Origin of the sequence: Pseudomonas sp. RSB 5.4, from assembly GCF_037126175.1 — a bacterium.
GTDB lineage: Bacteria > Pseudomonadota > Gammaproteobacteria > Pseudomonadales > Pseudomonadaceae > Aquipseudomonas > Aquipseudomonas fluorescens_H.
The window spans coordinates 6,090,394-6,103,012 of record NZ_CP146986.1; the positions used below are offsets into that span (position 1 = coordinate 6,090,394).

General features: G+C 57.7%; 15 protein-coding genes and 1 tRNA gene. 5 read left to right on the top strand and 11 right to left on the bottom strand.

Going from position 1 to position 12,619, the window contains the following annotated elements:
- Window positions 1-32: 32 nt before the first annotated feature.
- From V9L13_RS27490 to V9L13_RS27500, 3 genes are all read left to right on the top strand, one after another.
- A complete protein-coding gene (locus V9L13_RS27490) occupies window positions 33-1,382 on the top strand; it encodes a diguanylate cyclase (protein WP_338801025.1) in 1,350 nt (449 codons plus the stop codon).
- Between the two features lie 118 nt (window positions 1,383-1,500).
- Entirely contained in the window at window positions 1,501-1,659 is a 159-nt protein-coding gene (locus V9L13_RS27495; protein WP_003222499.1) for a KGG domain-containing protein, read from the top strand.
- Between the two features lie 75 nt (window positions 1,660-1,734).
- Complete coding sequence (locus tag V9L13_RS27500) at window positions 1,735-2,238, top strand: DUF4142 domain-containing protein (protein WP_003222501.1); 504 nt, start codon at window positions 1,735-1,737, stop codon at window positions 2,236-2,238.
- 99 nt (window positions 2,239-2,337) lie between these two features.
- Here the strand turns inward: V9L13_RS27500 and V9L13_RS27505 are convergent, their stop codons facing one another.
- The 3 genes from V9L13_RS27505 to V9L13_RS27515 all read right to left on the bottom strand — a co-directional run bounded on the left by V9L13_RS27505 (window position 2,338) and on the right by V9L13_RS27515 (window position 4,036).
- Window positions 2,338-2,748 carry a low affinity iron permease family protein gene (locus V9L13_RS27505; RefSeq protein WP_003222503.1) on the bottom strand — a complete coding sequence of 137 codons (411 nt, stop codon included), beginning with the start codon at window positions 2,746-2,748 and terminating at the stop codon, window positions 2,338-2,340.
- A 120-nt stretch (window positions 2,749-2,868) separates the two neighbouring features.
- On the bottom strand, window positions 2,869-3,408 hold the full coding sequence (locus V9L13_RS27510; RefSeq protein WP_338801026.1) for an AidA/PixA family protein: 540 nt from the start codon (window positions 3,406-3,408) through the stop codon (window positions 2,869-2,871).
- Window positions 3,409-3,532: 124 nt separating this feature from the next.
- Complete coding sequence (locus V9L13_RS27515) at window positions 3,533-4,036, bottom strand: inclusion body family protein (RefSeq protein WP_008076892.1); 504 nt, start codon at window positions 4,034-4,036, stop codon at window positions 3,533-3,535.
- A gap of 373 nt (window positions 4,037-4,409) precedes the next feature.
- Here V9L13_RS27515 and tam point away from each other — a divergent pair, with 373 nt between their 5' ends.
- Window positions 4,410-5,180, top strand: coding sequence for a trans-aconitate 2-methyltransferase (tam, locus tag V9L13_RS27520; protein ID WP_338801028.1), 771 nt, complete (start codon window positions 4,410-4,412; stop codon window positions 5,178-5,180).
- Between the two features lie 126 nt (window positions 5,181-5,306).
- Here the strand turns inward: tam and V9L13_RS27525 are convergent, their stop codons facing one another.
- From V9L13_RS27525 to V9L13_RS27560, 8 genes are all read right to left on the bottom strand, one after another.
- Complete coding sequence (locus V9L13_RS27525; protein ID WP_338801029.1) at window positions 5,307-6,035, bottom strand: class I SAM-dependent methyltransferase; 729 nt, start codon at window positions 6,033-6,035, stop codon at window positions 5,307-5,309.
- A gap of 229 nt (window positions 6,036-6,264) precedes the next feature.
- Entirely contained in the window at window positions 6,265-7,524 is a 1,260-nt protein-coding gene (locus V9L13_RS27530) for a type II toxin-antitoxin system HipA family toxin (protein WP_338801030.1), read from the bottom strand.
- Entirely contained in the window at window positions 7,517-7,834 is a 318-nt protein-coding gene (locus V9L13_RS27535; protein WP_003222513.1) for a helix-turn-helix transcriptional regulator, read from the bottom strand. Before V9L13_RS27535 ends, V9L13_RS27530 begins: the two co-directional genes overlap by 8 nt.
- A gap of 288 nt (window positions 7,835-8,122) precedes the next feature.
- Window positions 8,123-8,196, bottom strand: a tRNA-Gly gene (locus V9L13_RS27540).
- A 158-nt stretch (window positions 8,197-8,354) separates the two neighbouring features.
- On the bottom strand, window positions 8,355-9,239 hold the full coding sequence (locus V9L13_RS27545) for an alpha/beta hydrolase (protein WP_045122324.1): 885 nt from the start codon (window positions 9,237-9,239) through the stop codon (window positions 8,355-8,357).
- A gap of 316 nt (window positions 9,240-9,555) precedes the next feature.
- Complete coding sequence (locus tag V9L13_RS27550) at window positions 9,556-10,248, bottom strand: pseudouridine synthase (protein WP_103521443.1); 693 nt, start codon at window positions 10,246-10,248, stop codon at window positions 9,556-9,558.
- Between the two features lie 33 nt (window positions 10,249-10,281).
- Window positions 10,282-10,512, bottom strand: coding sequence for a cysteine-rich CWC family protein (locus tag V9L13_RS27555; RefSeq protein WP_103521444.1), 231 nt, complete (start codon window positions 10,510-10,512; stop codon window positions 10,282-10,284).
- Entirely contained in the window at window positions 10,505-11,992 is a 1,488-nt protein-coding gene (locus tag V9L13_RS27560; RefSeq protein WP_338801031.1) for a sensor domain-containing diguanylate cyclase, read from the bottom strand. The genes V9L13_RS27555 and V9L13_RS27560 overlap by 8 nt, the downstream gene beginning before the upstream one ends.
- 340 nt (window positions 11,993-12,332) lie before the next feature.
- On the opposite strand from V9L13_RS27560, the gene V9L13_RS27565 reads away from it, so the two are divergent.
- Window positions 12,333-12,599, top strand: coding sequence for a hypothetical protein (locus V9L13_RS27565; protein ID WP_003222522.1), 267 nt, complete (start codon window positions 12,333-12,335; stop codon window positions 12,597-12,599).
- Window positions 12,600-12,619 lie beyond the last annotated feature (20 nt).

Genomic DNA, 12,619 nt, shown 5'->3' on the forward strand with positions numbered 1-12,619 from the left:
GTGCTGCATTGTCCGGACACCCACGCTGAACCATGGAAAGCCGAAATTCCGCGCCGCTGGCGAGTTATATGGACCTGTTGCTCGATGCCGTCTGTGCGGTGGACACGCAGGGCCGTTTCGTTTTTGTCAGCGCCGCCTGCGAGCGCATTTTCGGCTATACGCCTGACGAGTTGATCGGTCGGCCGATGATCGAGCTGGTGCATCCTGCAGACCGCCAGCGCACCCTCGCCGCCGCCCGCGACATCATGGGCGGCGAACCCAAACACAATTTTGAAAACCGTTACGTGCGCAAGGATGGCCGCATCGTCAACATCCTCTGGTCGGCGCGCTGGTCGCAGGTCGATCAACTGCGCATCGCCGTGGCCCGCGACATCACTGAACGCAAGCAGGCCGAGTCACGTCAGGCGGCGTTGTATGCGATTTCCGAAGCGGCGCATGTCGCCGAAGACTTGCTGGCGCTGTTCAAGCGTATTCACCTGATCATCGGCGAATGGTTGCCGGCGCTGAATTTCTCCGTGGCGCTGTACGACGAGCACTGTGCGCAGCTGAATTTTCCCTATCACGTCGACGATCACGAATTGCAGCCCGAGCAGCCGGGCACTGTCACCGGGCGTTTGTGTGCCGAGGTTATTCGCAGCGGTCAGCCGATTCTACTGACGCCGGACAGCCCCGACGTCTCTCCCGACTTCGCGGCGCTGGTGGCGGGGCAGGATTCACCGTGCTGGCTCGGTGTGCCGCTGAATTCGAAGAACGGCACCATCGGTGCGCTGATCGTCAAAAGCCTGCCGGGTGGCGAGCGTTACACCGAACAGGACAAGGAACTGCTGCAATACGTCTGCGCCCAGGTCGCGACCGCCATCGAGCGCCAGCAACTGCACGCGCGGCTCAAGCGCATGGCGCAGTACGATCAATTGACTCAGCTGCCCAATCGAGGATTGCTCAAAGACCGCCTCAAGGCTGCGCTGGCCGGTGCCCGCGAAGCATCGGGAAACATGGCGCTGCTGTACGTCGATCTGGATCGCTTCAAACAGGTCAACGACACCTTTGGCCATGCGGTCGGCGACATGCTGCTGCAAACGGTGGCGAGTCGGCTCAAGGGCTGCGTACGCGATACCGATACCGTGGCGCGCATTGGTGGCGACGAATTCGTGGTGCTGTTGCACAGTGTTCATGCCGCTGAAGACGCCGACAGCGTGGCCGGAAAAATCCGACAGGTGCTGATGCAGCCCATGCGCCTGGACGGTCACAACCTGTGCATCGAGCCGAGCATCGGCGTGGCCCGTTATCCCGAACATGGCCGCGAAGAACAACAACTGTTCCGGCACGCCGACCAGGCGATGTACGCCGCCAAACGCCTCAATCATCGGGCGGTGGATAGCTGAAACAGTGCGCGCCGTTCGTCGCGGCGCGGGCAACTTTTCTAAACCTTTATCGGTCCGGCAATTCTCAATCTAGGCGGGCACCTGCTCGCCAACGATCAACACCAAGAGGAAGAGAATCATGCCTAATTCAAGAAACTCGAACTCGGGAAACTTCGCCAACGATCGAACCAAGGCCTCTGAAGCCGGTCGCAAAGGTGGGAAAACCACCACCACGACAGTCGACAAAGAGCCTGCGAAAACCGAAATGGGCCGCAAGCCAGCTCAGAAGTCGAAGTAGTCGGTGAGGTAGTTTTGATTGAGAGGCGGGGGCGCAAGCCCCCGCTTGAATTTGCAGAGATAGGAGGGCGCGACCATGAGCCGGATGGCCACCCAGATACGTCGTTTCAGTTTTGCCACGCTGTTGGGTTTGTTCGCTGGCAGTGCATTCGCCCAGTCGCCTGCCGACTTCATCAACGATGCGTCCGCCAAAGGCATGGCCGACATCGAAGCCAGTCGTCTGGCGCACCAGAAATCCGACTCCAAAGAGGTCAAGGATTACACCATCGTCGTGATCAATGACCGCACCACGGCCAACCAGCATCTGGCAAAGATCGCGAAAAAGCTCGACTTGCCCGTCGCACCTCGTGAAGAAATTGCCGACAAGGCTAAAACCATGATCCCCCAGGTGAAAGACGGTGAAACCTTCGATCAGGCCTACGCCGCGAGCCAGGTGAAAGCGACCGAAGAAGCTATTCAGCAGATCCAGCAGGAAGCGCAGTCAACCGACGTTCCGGAAATCAAGGCATTTGCCGACGAGACGTTGCCAAAACTGCAAAACCATCTGGAAATGGCGCGAGCGCTGCAAGCCAGCCGCTGATCCCGCTTACAAGTCAAAAGATCGCAGCCTGCGGCAGCTCCTGCACCATTCCATGCAGGAGCTGCCGCAGGCTGCGATCTTTTGCTTTTTTGACTTTACTCAGCAGTCATTCAAATCCTGCTTAGGCTTGCTCTTCTCCCCCAGCCCATCGAGATTGAACACCTCGCTTTCCCCCAGGCTACGGTAATGCTTGCGCAGCGCCTCCAATTGTTTGAGGTCCAGCGATTCCAAGCCAAGCATCGCGTTCTGCGCTTCCTTGTTTACCCGCAACAACTCATCGAGCTTCAGATGCAGGATGTCCGTATCGCGGTTCTGCGTGTTCTGGATCAGGAACACCATCAGAAAGGTGATGATGGTAGTCGAGGTGTTGATGATCAGTTGCCAGGTGTCATTGAAATGAAAAATCGGCCCACTCAGCCCCCACAGAAAAATCAGGATCAACGCGCCCATGAACGTTTTTGGGCTACCGGCCCAAAGGGCCAGGGTCTGGGATATTTTTGCGAATTTCATTGCGGTGTTCCTTATTGGGAGACGCTAGAAATTCAGACAGTGAGGGCGTTGCGAAAATTCTGTTTTTCGTTGCCTGTCCATGAAAAACCGGTCTTGCGACCGGCTCATACATGAGTAGGCTCAGGACGTCAGTTCGACCCCCACCTGCCACTGAAAGTACCCCGCCACTTCACATTGCTGATTGACCAGCATGAACGTTAATCCGCACTGGACAGTGCCAGGTGTTTTCGGGGTGCAGGCCCAAAAATGATCGTCTGCCTTGCGGCTGCCCGGCACGGTGGGGGTTTCGGGGTTGGGCGAGGGGACGGTAAGGCCGGTGTGGATTTCCAGTTTGGGTACAGTAAGAACGCTGCTGTCATCGACGGTCATGCGACAGGCCACCACGCTGTGCTCGGCGATCAGGCTGACGCTTCTGACGCGAAAGTGAACATCACGGTCCATCACGACTAAGACTTTGGTAGTGCTGTCATTTGTAACTATTTCTTTTGAGTTATTACCCGTGGCGAAAAAGATAAATCCATCGGCAATGTCTGTAGGGTTGGCGGGGTCCTGGCTGGGTGTTGGATAGTGCGCAAGCAGAGATTCGGCATCGACGATCAGCAATACATTCTGCGCGTTGTCGACGGTGGAAGAAGGGGAGGTGATCGGTTCGGAAGTCATCATGGATTCCTTTCATGACGTCGCTAAACACTGGCGGCCGCATCGGTCAAGGCAAGACATCCTGATTCCGCCGGGCTGCATCGGATCGGTGGAGCCCCTCGTTGCCAAGGGGCTCGTTACAGGGTCAGTTGTGGATGGAGATGAACGGGTCCCACGAGCAGCAGCCGATGATCTGGCAGTTGCGGTCGACGATCAGGAAGTGGAAGTGATAGGTCACGCGGCCGCAATCCAGGGTCTCGGATGACCAGTAATGGTTGTCGACTTTCTGGCAGCTCGGCACAGATGGATTTTCCCGGTTTGGCACTGCAACGCACGCCGTGGCCTTGCGCGGTGAGGGTGGGGAGATCAGGTCGGCCCCCGCGTTGCCGATGAACTTGTAGAAAATTACCGCTTGTTCGAAGCTCTGCGACAGGCTGGTTTCACGCCAGCGGATCAGGTCGCCGACTTGCGCCTTGAGGTCCAGTTCACCACCGGCCTGGCCACTGACGACATTGTCCTGGTTGGTGACCATATACACATGATGCCAGTCGATCAGCGTGGGATTCTTCGGATCCTTGCTGATGTTTGGATACTTTTTCAAAATGGTTTCGGTGTCGATGGAAACCAGAATATCCGTAACTCGAGACATGGTGAGGCTCCTTTTTCATAGTGAGCGTCGGACTGCAATCCAGGCACGACGACGCTTGCTTGCCGTATGGCTTTTGCGAGCACACTACTGGGGGAACCCATCGGTCATGAGAGACGCGCAGGCCGTGCTCCTTGCACGAAATCAGATGAGTCGGGTTCCTTCCGACTGCCGCAAATTGACTATAGGTTTGATTTTTTAGCTGTCAAAAATGCGTGTTAATGGTTCGACGGACGGTCGTTGATTGCATAAGAATCGCCCAATTGGCGATAAGCAGCCCGCCCGCTGACATCGTTTGCAATCAGTCGCTCTGGAACTGCTCGCATGGCTGCCTGTATTGTGACGAACCGCTGAAGTGTCCCGACAGGAGAACGCAATGAGTTGGTCCGCCAGACAATACGTCGCTTTCGAAGATGAACGCACCCGCCCGGCCCGTGATCTGCTGGCGGCGATCCCCACGGTTCAGGCGCGATCGGTGGTCGATATCGGTTGCGGCCCGGGTAACTCCACCGAGCTGCTGGTGCCGCGTTTTGAGCAGGCCCAGATCAGGGGCCTCGACAGTTCGCCGGACATGGTCAACGCCGCGCGCAAGCGCCTGCCGCAGTTGCAGTTCGAGGTCGCAGAAATCGATAGTTGGGCAGATCAAGGCCCGTTCGATGTGATTTTCGCCAACGCGGTGTTGCAGTGGGTACCGGATCACGCGACGTTGCTGCCGGCGCTGGTGGGTAAGCTGTCGGACGGTGGCAGTCTGGCGATCCAGATGCCGGACAACCTCAACGAACCTTCCCATCGACTGATGCGCGAAGTTGCCGCCAACGGCCCGTGGGCCGCGAAACTGGCAGGCGCCGCCGGACAGCGCACCGACATGGCCAGCGCCAGCGAGTACTTCTCGATGTTGCGTCCGCACTGCTCGCGGGTCGATGTGTGGCGCACCACCTATCACCATCAGTTGTCCGGTGGCGCGGCGGGAATCGTGGAGTGGTTCAAGGGCAGTGGCTTGATTCCGTTTCTGAGCCCGCTGAGCGAAGAGGAGCAGGCGCGGTATCTGCAGCAGTATCTGGCGGCTGTTGCCCAGGCGTATCCGGCGTTGCCTGATGGTTCGGTGCTGTTGCCGTTTCCACGGCTATTTATCGTCGCGACTCGCTAAAGGCAAACAACAATTCTGTGGCGAGGGAGCTTGCTCCCGCTGGACTGCGAAGCAGGCCCAAGGTCTTCGGGGCACTTCGCGCCCCAGCGGGAGCAAGCTCCCTCGCCACAATGCATGTTTCGCGGGTTAGCGCTGCACCGCCACCAACATCATCATCGGCCGTTCCCGCTCTTCAGCCAGCGCCGGTTGCGCCGCCACCTCCACATCGCTCGGCCCCCATTCGTTGACATGGCGAATGGCAAAACCCGCCGCAATCAACGAATTCAACAGCGTGCCCATCGTGCGGTGCTGCTTGATCACCCCTTCGGCCAGCCAGTTGGTCACCCGTTCGCCTTCCATCTGATAACTGTCCAGCGGCCAGCGCTTGCGACCGTCGCTGTCGATCAACCAGCCCGGATTGCGCGGGGCCATGAAGATCGGGTGTTCGATGGAGAACACAAAATGCGAACCCGGTTTCAACGCTGCGTACAGATGAGCGAACAGCCCTGGCAGATCCTTGATGTAATGCAGCGCCAGTGAACTGTAGGCGAGATCGAAACTGCACACTGGGAGATCGAGATGCTCAAGATCGGCGCGTTCATAGCGGATGTTCGCCGCCCCAGTGGTTTCGCGCGCGCGCTCCAGCATCTTTTCCGAGACATCCAGCCCCAGCACATGGGCGGCGCCTTGGTCACTGGCCCAACGGCTGAACCAGCCATAGCCGCAGCCGAGGTCGACCACATTAAGATCATGCATAGACGGCAACAGCGCTTTTAGCGCCGGCCATTCCGGCGCGGCATCGAGACCGCCGATCGAGCGGTTCATCTGGCTGTAACCCTGAAAAAATTCCGGGTCGTCGTAAATGTTTTGCGTCATGAGTGAGTTGCTCTTTTGAGTTCGGTCATCAGCGGCACAGTGGCCGCGCCATGGAGTCCCTCGAAAGTCAAAACGCGTATTCGTCGATGGCCGCGCAGGGGGAGGGTGGTGGGTGAAGTGGGAATCCTACTGGGTCGTGGGGACGGAGAGAACCGTGGGTGTGTTGTGGATCTGTAATGTCGGAAAAATCTTCAGGGTTTCAAAAAATGTGATTTGCAAGGATATGCAGTCATCGCAACAGCTTGATGTTGTGATCAATTCGGCTTTGAATGGTGCGCAGGGTTTCCTGAGTGATCACGCCAGGATAAAGATCATTTGCCACAGTCGAGAATTGGCTGGATACGTCGCAAAAGCGCTCAATGATAACTCCTGCCTCATAGGCACCCACCTCCGCTTCTTCTGCCAGTCCAAGCATGGCCTTTCGGCCGATTTCCAGCGCTTCGCCCATCACATCCATCTGGTGATACCCACCCGGCCCCTCGCAAAAGGTCACATCGTAGGCCGGGGCTAATTTCCAATCGCCAGTTCGCGACATGGTGTAGGCAAAGTTCTTGGGATGATCATCCCGGTTGTGGAACGCAACGTTGAAAACAGCACGCTCGAACGCCCGTGCTTTTTCACGTACATCATTGGTACATCTTTGGGTGGCGCGCAGGAAGTTGACATAGTCCAATGCTCCCGGAGAGCGAAAATCTGCACCGGTAAAGGCTGCGAGGCTTTGCATGGGGACGCGTAGTCCGTCTTGTCGATCAAACCGTCTGCTGGCGAAGGCAGCCATTCCATCTGACAGACTGAAGTACTGCGTATCCGGCGTTTGAATGCCGCAGAGGCGCAAGCAAGCGGCATACACCATTTCGATGGCGCACACTTCGGAATGTTCGTGTTGAGCAGGGAATTTCACCAGCCATGCTTCAAAACCTGGAGTGGCAGCTGTGGTGAACGTCCCGGTGTCGGGGGCGCGATAGACCAGAGCCTTGGGTCTGGCACCTTGCGGAGAGCCTCCAACCAGCAGCAACTTCTGAAGAAGCTCGCCCCCTTCACCTTTCAGCACTTGCTGCACTTCGGCTGCAAGTAACTCAATGGGAACATGCATTTGTGGTTCTAGTACTTCAGGTGCCACAGGCTTGAACGACATGGCACCCATGGCATTGTTGCCGATGTAGGCCAGTCGCTCCAAAGGTCCGATACGTGCGGGATTCAGGCCGCGACGTTTGAATAGACGATCCATCAGCAGCATGCCCCAGCCGTCGGGCAGCGAGTCATAGACGGGGCCTGGCAATCCCAACTGATGTGGCGGGAAATCCCGACTTAATTTGGCGCCTTGCAAAGGAAGTTTCAGGGACGAAAGTTCGAGTCCTCTTTTTTTCGCTTCGTCGCTGTACTCAAACACCACCAGCGGACGGCCGGTCAGCGCTGCGGTGGAAGCCAGTGTGCCCCACCGCCAATGTTCACCCCAGCCCTCGTAGTAGACGTCTACTTTCTCAAGCATTGTCGGATTTCCTTTTGATGCGGTAACGCTTGGCACTGTTTTCGTAGCGCAGGATGTCGTCCAGAGTTTCAAGCTTTGGCAAGAACAGGTTTTCGAGTTCCTTACTGCGCCCAAGTACCATGGCAACGCGTACCAGATTTTCGAAGCCCACATTACGCCCGGCTTCAAGATTGGATACCGTATTGGTTCCGATGCCGGCACGTGCGGCCACGTCCGCTTGTGTCATTTCCAGAGCGAGTCGATCAGTGCGTAGACGTTCACAGATCCGCTTGACGATCTCACTTGGCTTGCTAAGGCTTAAATCCAACATAATGGGTCTTACACCTCAAAAGCTACTTTAAAGCCGGTAATTCTGGATTTATCCAGGAACTTGTCATCCATGCACTATTCCTGATTATTGTGGCTTATCTTTTGAAAATCGCAATAACCCACAGAAAAATGGAATTATCCAAATTTGGGTTGAGGAGAGGTTCGAGTCAGGAGAATCATCATTCATGGTGTGTTCCCACAAATCCCGGACACAAAAAAACCGGCCCTGTAGGCCGGTTTTTCTGTTTCTGCATCCCCCGTCATAACCTCGACGTGAGACCCGATTGAGTGGAGCGGGTAGAGGGAATCGAACCCTCAACTAAAGCTTGGGAAGCTTTCGTTTTGCCACTAAACTATACCCGCTCAGAGCGGCTGACTTTGTACCAGAGTCGGGCGCGGATTTGAAGTTTTTCTTTTGCCCGCAGCGCGTTACAGCATTGAAAACGGTCATTCGCGGGCGAATCTGCAGGTAATCAGCGCTGGCTTCTCAGCCCCACAGACTCGCTCGCGACGACGCTTTTTCAAATGGCCGATGCATGGTGATCCTGGACGAACGAGTAACGCGTTCGGCTCGACTGCTGTGACGGTTTCAGGAAACCAAGCAGGGCGTTCTGGCTGTCACGGCAAGCCGCCTTGTGCTCCATGTCGAGAAAATGCCCGGTGGCCTGCAGCGTGGTGAAGGTGCTTTGTGCCACGTGGTTACCGAATATCCGTGCGTCTTCGGCGGCGGTGTACTCATCCCATTCGCCGTTGAGGAACAGCACCGGCACGTTGATCCTTTTCGCCGCATTCAGGTAGCACTGACGATCACTGTGCAACACGTCGTTGATGTGAAAGTGCATCTGCCCGTATTCGTGCTCGGCCAGACTGCTGACGTGGCGATAGTTGAAGCGCTTGAACAGTGACGGCAGGTGTTTGCCGATGGTGTTGTTGACCAGGTGCCCGACCCGATCGCCGTCGCGCTGGCCGAGGTAATCGACACCGCGCTCCAGGTAATCCAGCATGTGCGCGTTGATCACCGGCGAGAACGAACTGATCACGGCTTTTTCGATGCGCCGCGGCTGGTGGGCCAAGGCGACCAGGGTGGCCGCGCCGCCCCAGGAAAACGACAGCACGTGTTCGGCACCGAAATGGTCGATCAACTCCAGCAGAATCTGCCCTTCGACTTCCTTCGTCAGATGTTTCTCGTGGCGGTTGTGGATTTTCGACCTGCCCGCATAGGGCTGGTCGTAGCAAACCACGTTGAATTGCGGGTGCAGATTTTTCACGGTTTGAGCAAACGACGCAGTCGTGGCCATCGAGCCGTTGACCAGGATGATGGTCTTTTCTGCGGCGTCTGCGCGATAGAACTCCGTGTAAACCCGATACTGACCCTGTATATCCAGCACAGCGATTTCTGGCCTCATGTCATAAGACTCCTGGCAAGCAAGCGGGTATGCGCGCAAATAGAGATTGCACGAGCTTTGTGACAGGTAGGCATACGCCTGGAGTTTGGGGCCCATGTCGATCCGGAACGGCAGGTCGACGGGTATTATTATTGGCGGGCAGTCTGCCGGGGGAGGTGGAGCCTTTGAGGCTCTCTACCGGCAAAAAGGTTGCTTGGATGTACTGCGTGACTCATCGGTCACAATTTGGCCGACGTCCTGATTCAAGCAGGGGGATCAGGATCGCGCAAGTGCCGTTGGTGAATTGTTCGACAACTTCTGCTGAGCGGTCGCCGGCTTAGAACAAATGGATCTCTTCGGTGCGCAATGCGCGGTACTCGCCCGGTTTTAGCGCGTTATCGAGCAACAGCGGGCCCATGGATTCGCGGTGCAGGCGCAACACTTTGTTGTTGAAGTGACCAAACATGCGCTTCACCTGATGGTATCGACCCTCGACGATGCTCAGACGCGCCGCCCTCGGGCCGAGCACTTCGAGTTGCGCCGGTTGCGTGGTCAGGTTTTCGAAGGCGAAGTAGATGCCCTCGGCAAACGTGACTGCATACTCCGGCCCGATCTCCTGTTCGGTCTCGACGTAATAGACCTTCGGCAGTTTGGTCTGCGGTTGGGTCAGCCGTCGCGACCAGCCGCCATCGTTGGTGATCAGCATCAGCCCGGTGGTGTTGAAGTCGAGGCGACCGGCGATGTGCAGGTCGTCCTTGTCCGGCTCGTGGATCAGATCGAGCACGGTCGGGTGCTGCGGATCGCGGGTGGCGCTGACGCACCCCGGCGGTTTGTGCAGCATGAAGTAGCGCGCCGGTTTACCCGGTTGCAGCAACTCCTCATCGACTTCGACGCGGCTGAATTCCAGCACCTCGCTGTGCGGGTCGCTGACGATTTCTCCGTCGATCCGCACACGCTTTTCCACCAGCAACAGGCGAACCTGCTGACGGTTGTAGCGGGGCAGGTTGCTGAGGAAACGGTCGACGCGCATGGTCAGGAATCGGCGGATAAAGGGGCGCGTATCTTACGGGATCGGCCGCGCCGCTGCTTGCAGTTGCGCCTCGACCTGCGCGCAGCGCGGGCACAGGCAGGATTTATTGCGCAGTTCGGCCGGCAGGGCTTCGAGCACTGCCGGGTCGATGCTCACGCCATAGCACCAGCAAGCCTGGTCGGCGGTGCGCGGGTCGGCCAGGGTGCAGTCGTTGCGGGCGCCGCAGGCCGGGCAGAGGTCGGGTTTAGCGTCGGTATCAGGCATAAGTCGAATGAGGCATTTCCACGCAGGTGCGGTTACGGCCGGTTTGTTTGGCTCGGTACATCGCATGATCGGCCCGGGACAGCAGCGTGTGCAAGGTGTCATCCGCTTGCAGGGTGGTGGCGCCGATGCTCACGGTCAGACTCAGGCTGTGGCCATCGTAGGAATACCCCTGTTGTTCGACGTGTCGGCGGATCTTCTCGGCAATCTTCTGAGCGGTGTCGCCGTCGGTGTCCTTCAGCAATACGATAAATTCCTCACCACCCCAGCGGCAGACAATGTCGGAATGGCGCAGGCAACTTTGCAGGTCCCGGGCAAACCCGATCAGCACCTTATCGCCGGCCATGTGCCCGTAGGTGTCGTTCAATGTTTTGAAGTGATCAAGGTCCAGCAACAGTGCCGTCAGGGGCTTCGGCTCGCGTTGCGCTTCGTGCAGGGCCTGCACGGCGAGCAGGTCGAAGCCACGGCGGTTCGGTAGTTCGGTGAGGCTGTCGAGCGTGGCCTGCGTCTGAATCTTGCGCTGATAACGCCGGATCACCCGATTGAGCAGGGCCAGCACGCCCAGCGTCACCAGCAGGCAGATCAGCAGGTTGAGGTACAGCGACTGACGGATGTCACTGAGCGCGCCATCCTCGCGCTTGTCGACGAACAGATACCAGTGCAATTCCGGGATGTAACGTACGTTGAGAAAATGTCCCTGACCGTGGGCAGAATATTCGTAACTGCCGCTGTGGGGCTTGGGTAACTGGCTGATCAGGCTTTTCATACTGGCGAGTTCGCTGAGGCTGTGCCCGATGTGCGCACCTTCCGGGCCGCCGCTGGCGCCGGTGAGCACCAGTCGCCCGAAGGCATCGACGAAGTAGACGCTGCGTTGATAACGCTGCTGGTACTTGTCGATGAGCTTGATCACCGCGTCCACCGTCAGGCCTACGCCCGCGGCACCAATGAAGCGGTTGTCGTAGTCGTAGACCTTGTAGTTGATGAAGAAAGTCAGGTTGTCCTTGTTGGCCAGATCCGGGCCGACGTTAATCTCGTACGGGTCTTTCATGTCGCGCACGCGGAAGTACCAGGCGTCGCGCGGCTCATCAATTCTGACCTGCTTGAGCACGCCTTTGGCGTGGTAGTACGTGTGGCTGCTGTCGGAGACGAAGAACGCGGTGTAGGCGCCGTAGTGGGTCATGACCTCGTCGAGGTAGCGGGTCATTTTTACCGGGTCTTTTTCGCCGTTCACCACCCAGTCGCGCATGAACGTATCGCGGGACATCATCGAGGAAATCAGGATCGGTCTGACGAGGTCTTTCTGGATTTCCGAATAAACGGTGTCGGATGTCAGCGGCAGTTCGGTGTTGACGATGCTGTCGCGGATCGACGCCCGTGAGGCGTAATAGCTGAGCAAGGAAGTGGCGAGGAAGCCGGCACCAAGCAGTGCGACCAGAGTCAGCACCAGCGAGCGTTGGGAGTACAGCGCAGATCTGTGCGGCATGGGCAGTTCCGTTGGCAGATGAGCCGATGGCAGCATTCTAGTGGCACTGCCGGGAAATAACTGCTCCATACGCGGCGCAAATGGTCGTTCCTGTATTTCTGGGCATTTGCACCGTTCAACGGTGGGGGCGGGCTTGCTCGCGAAGGCGGTTTTCCAGACACATGCATGTTGATTGGCACACCGCATTCGCGAGCAAGCCCGCTCGCACAGGGGGATTCTCGGGGGAGTGACACCGCTGATCTGAAGCTTGGCCGAGTCCGGCACTTGCCCCGGGCCTGACAGTCAAAACTGTGTCGGCTGCGCTGTCCTGCTGCGGTCGTGGGTCTTTCAGGAGGCCGTCATGCGTGTTCAGAAACTGTTTCGTCGAGTGTTGCTCGGTGCAGTGCTCGGGCTTGGGCTGTCCGGATGTTATTACTACGGGCCTCCCGCCGACGTTTACTACGCCGCTCCCTACTACTATCCCGGCTACTACTCACCTTATTACTACGGCGGATATTACGGCCCGCGCTACTACGGCGGCGCCCGTTACTATTACGGTGGTTACGGCTATCGCGGTGGTTATGGTCGCGGTTACCACGGCGGCGGCTATCACGGTGGACACCACTGATCGGCGGCTGAATGACAGTG

Excerpts from the sequence above, each read along its gene's own strand:
- V9L13_RS27490 (WP_338801025.1), top strand. The coding sequence starts at position 33 with ATGGAAAGCCGAAATTCCGCGCCGCTGGCGAGTTATATGGACCTGTTG.
- V9L13_RS27495 (WP_003222499.1), top strand. The coding sequence starts at position 1,501 with ATGCCTAATTCAAGAAACTCGAACTCGGGAAACTTCGCCAACGATCGA.
- V9L13_RS27500 (WP_003222501.1), top strand. The coding sequence starts at position 1,735 with ATGAGCCGGATGGCCACCCAGATACGTCGTTTCAGTTTTGCCACGCTG.
- V9L13_RS27505 (WP_003222503.1), bottom strand. The coding sequence starts at position 2,748 with ATGAAATTCGCAAAAATATCCCAGACCCTGGCCCTTTGGGCCGGTAGC.
- V9L13_RS27510 (WP_338801026.1), bottom strand. The coding sequence starts at position 3,408 with ATGACTTCCGAACCGATCACCTCCCCTTCTTCCACCGTCGACAACGCG.
- V9L13_RS27515 (WP_008076892.1), bottom strand. The coding sequence starts at position 4,036 with ATGTCTCGAGTTACGGATATTCTGGTTTCCATCGACACCGAAACCATT.
- tam (WP_338801028.1), top strand. The coding sequence starts at position 4,410 with ATGAGTTGGTCCGCCAGACAATACGTCGCTTTCGAAGATGAACGCACC.
- V9L13_RS27525 (WP_338801029.1), bottom strand. The coding sequence starts at position 6,035 with ATGACGCAAAACATTTACGACGACCCGGAATTTTTTCAGGGTTACAGC.
- V9L13_RS27530 (WP_338801030.1), bottom strand. The coding sequence starts at position 7,524 with ATGCTTGAGAAAGTAGACGTCTACTACGAGGGCTGGGGTGAACATTGG.
- V9L13_RS27535 (WP_003222513.1), bottom strand. The coding sequence starts at position 7,834 with ATGTTGGATTTAAGCCTTAGCAAGCCAAGTGAGATCGTCAAGCGGATC.
- V9L13_RS27545 (WP_045122324.1), bottom strand. The coding sequence starts at position 9,239 with ATGAGGCCAGAAATCGCTGTGCTGGATATACAGGGTCAGTATCGGGTT.
- V9L13_RS27550 (WP_103521443.1), bottom strand. The coding sequence starts at position 10,248 with ATGCGCGTCGACCGTTTCCTCAGCAACCTGCCCCGCTACAACCGTCAG.
- V9L13_RS27555 (WP_103521444.1), bottom strand. The coding sequence starts at position 10,512 with ATGCCTGATACCGACGCTAAACCCGACCTCTGCCCGGCCTGCGGCGCC.
- V9L13_RS27560 (WP_338801031.1), bottom strand. The coding sequence starts at position 11,992 with ATGCCGCACAGATCTGCGCTGTACTCCCAACGCTCGCTGGTGCTGACT.
- V9L13_RS27565 (WP_003222522.1), top strand. The coding sequence starts at position 12,333 with ATGCGTGTTCAGAAACTGTTTCGTCGAGTGTTGCTCGGTGCAGTGCTC.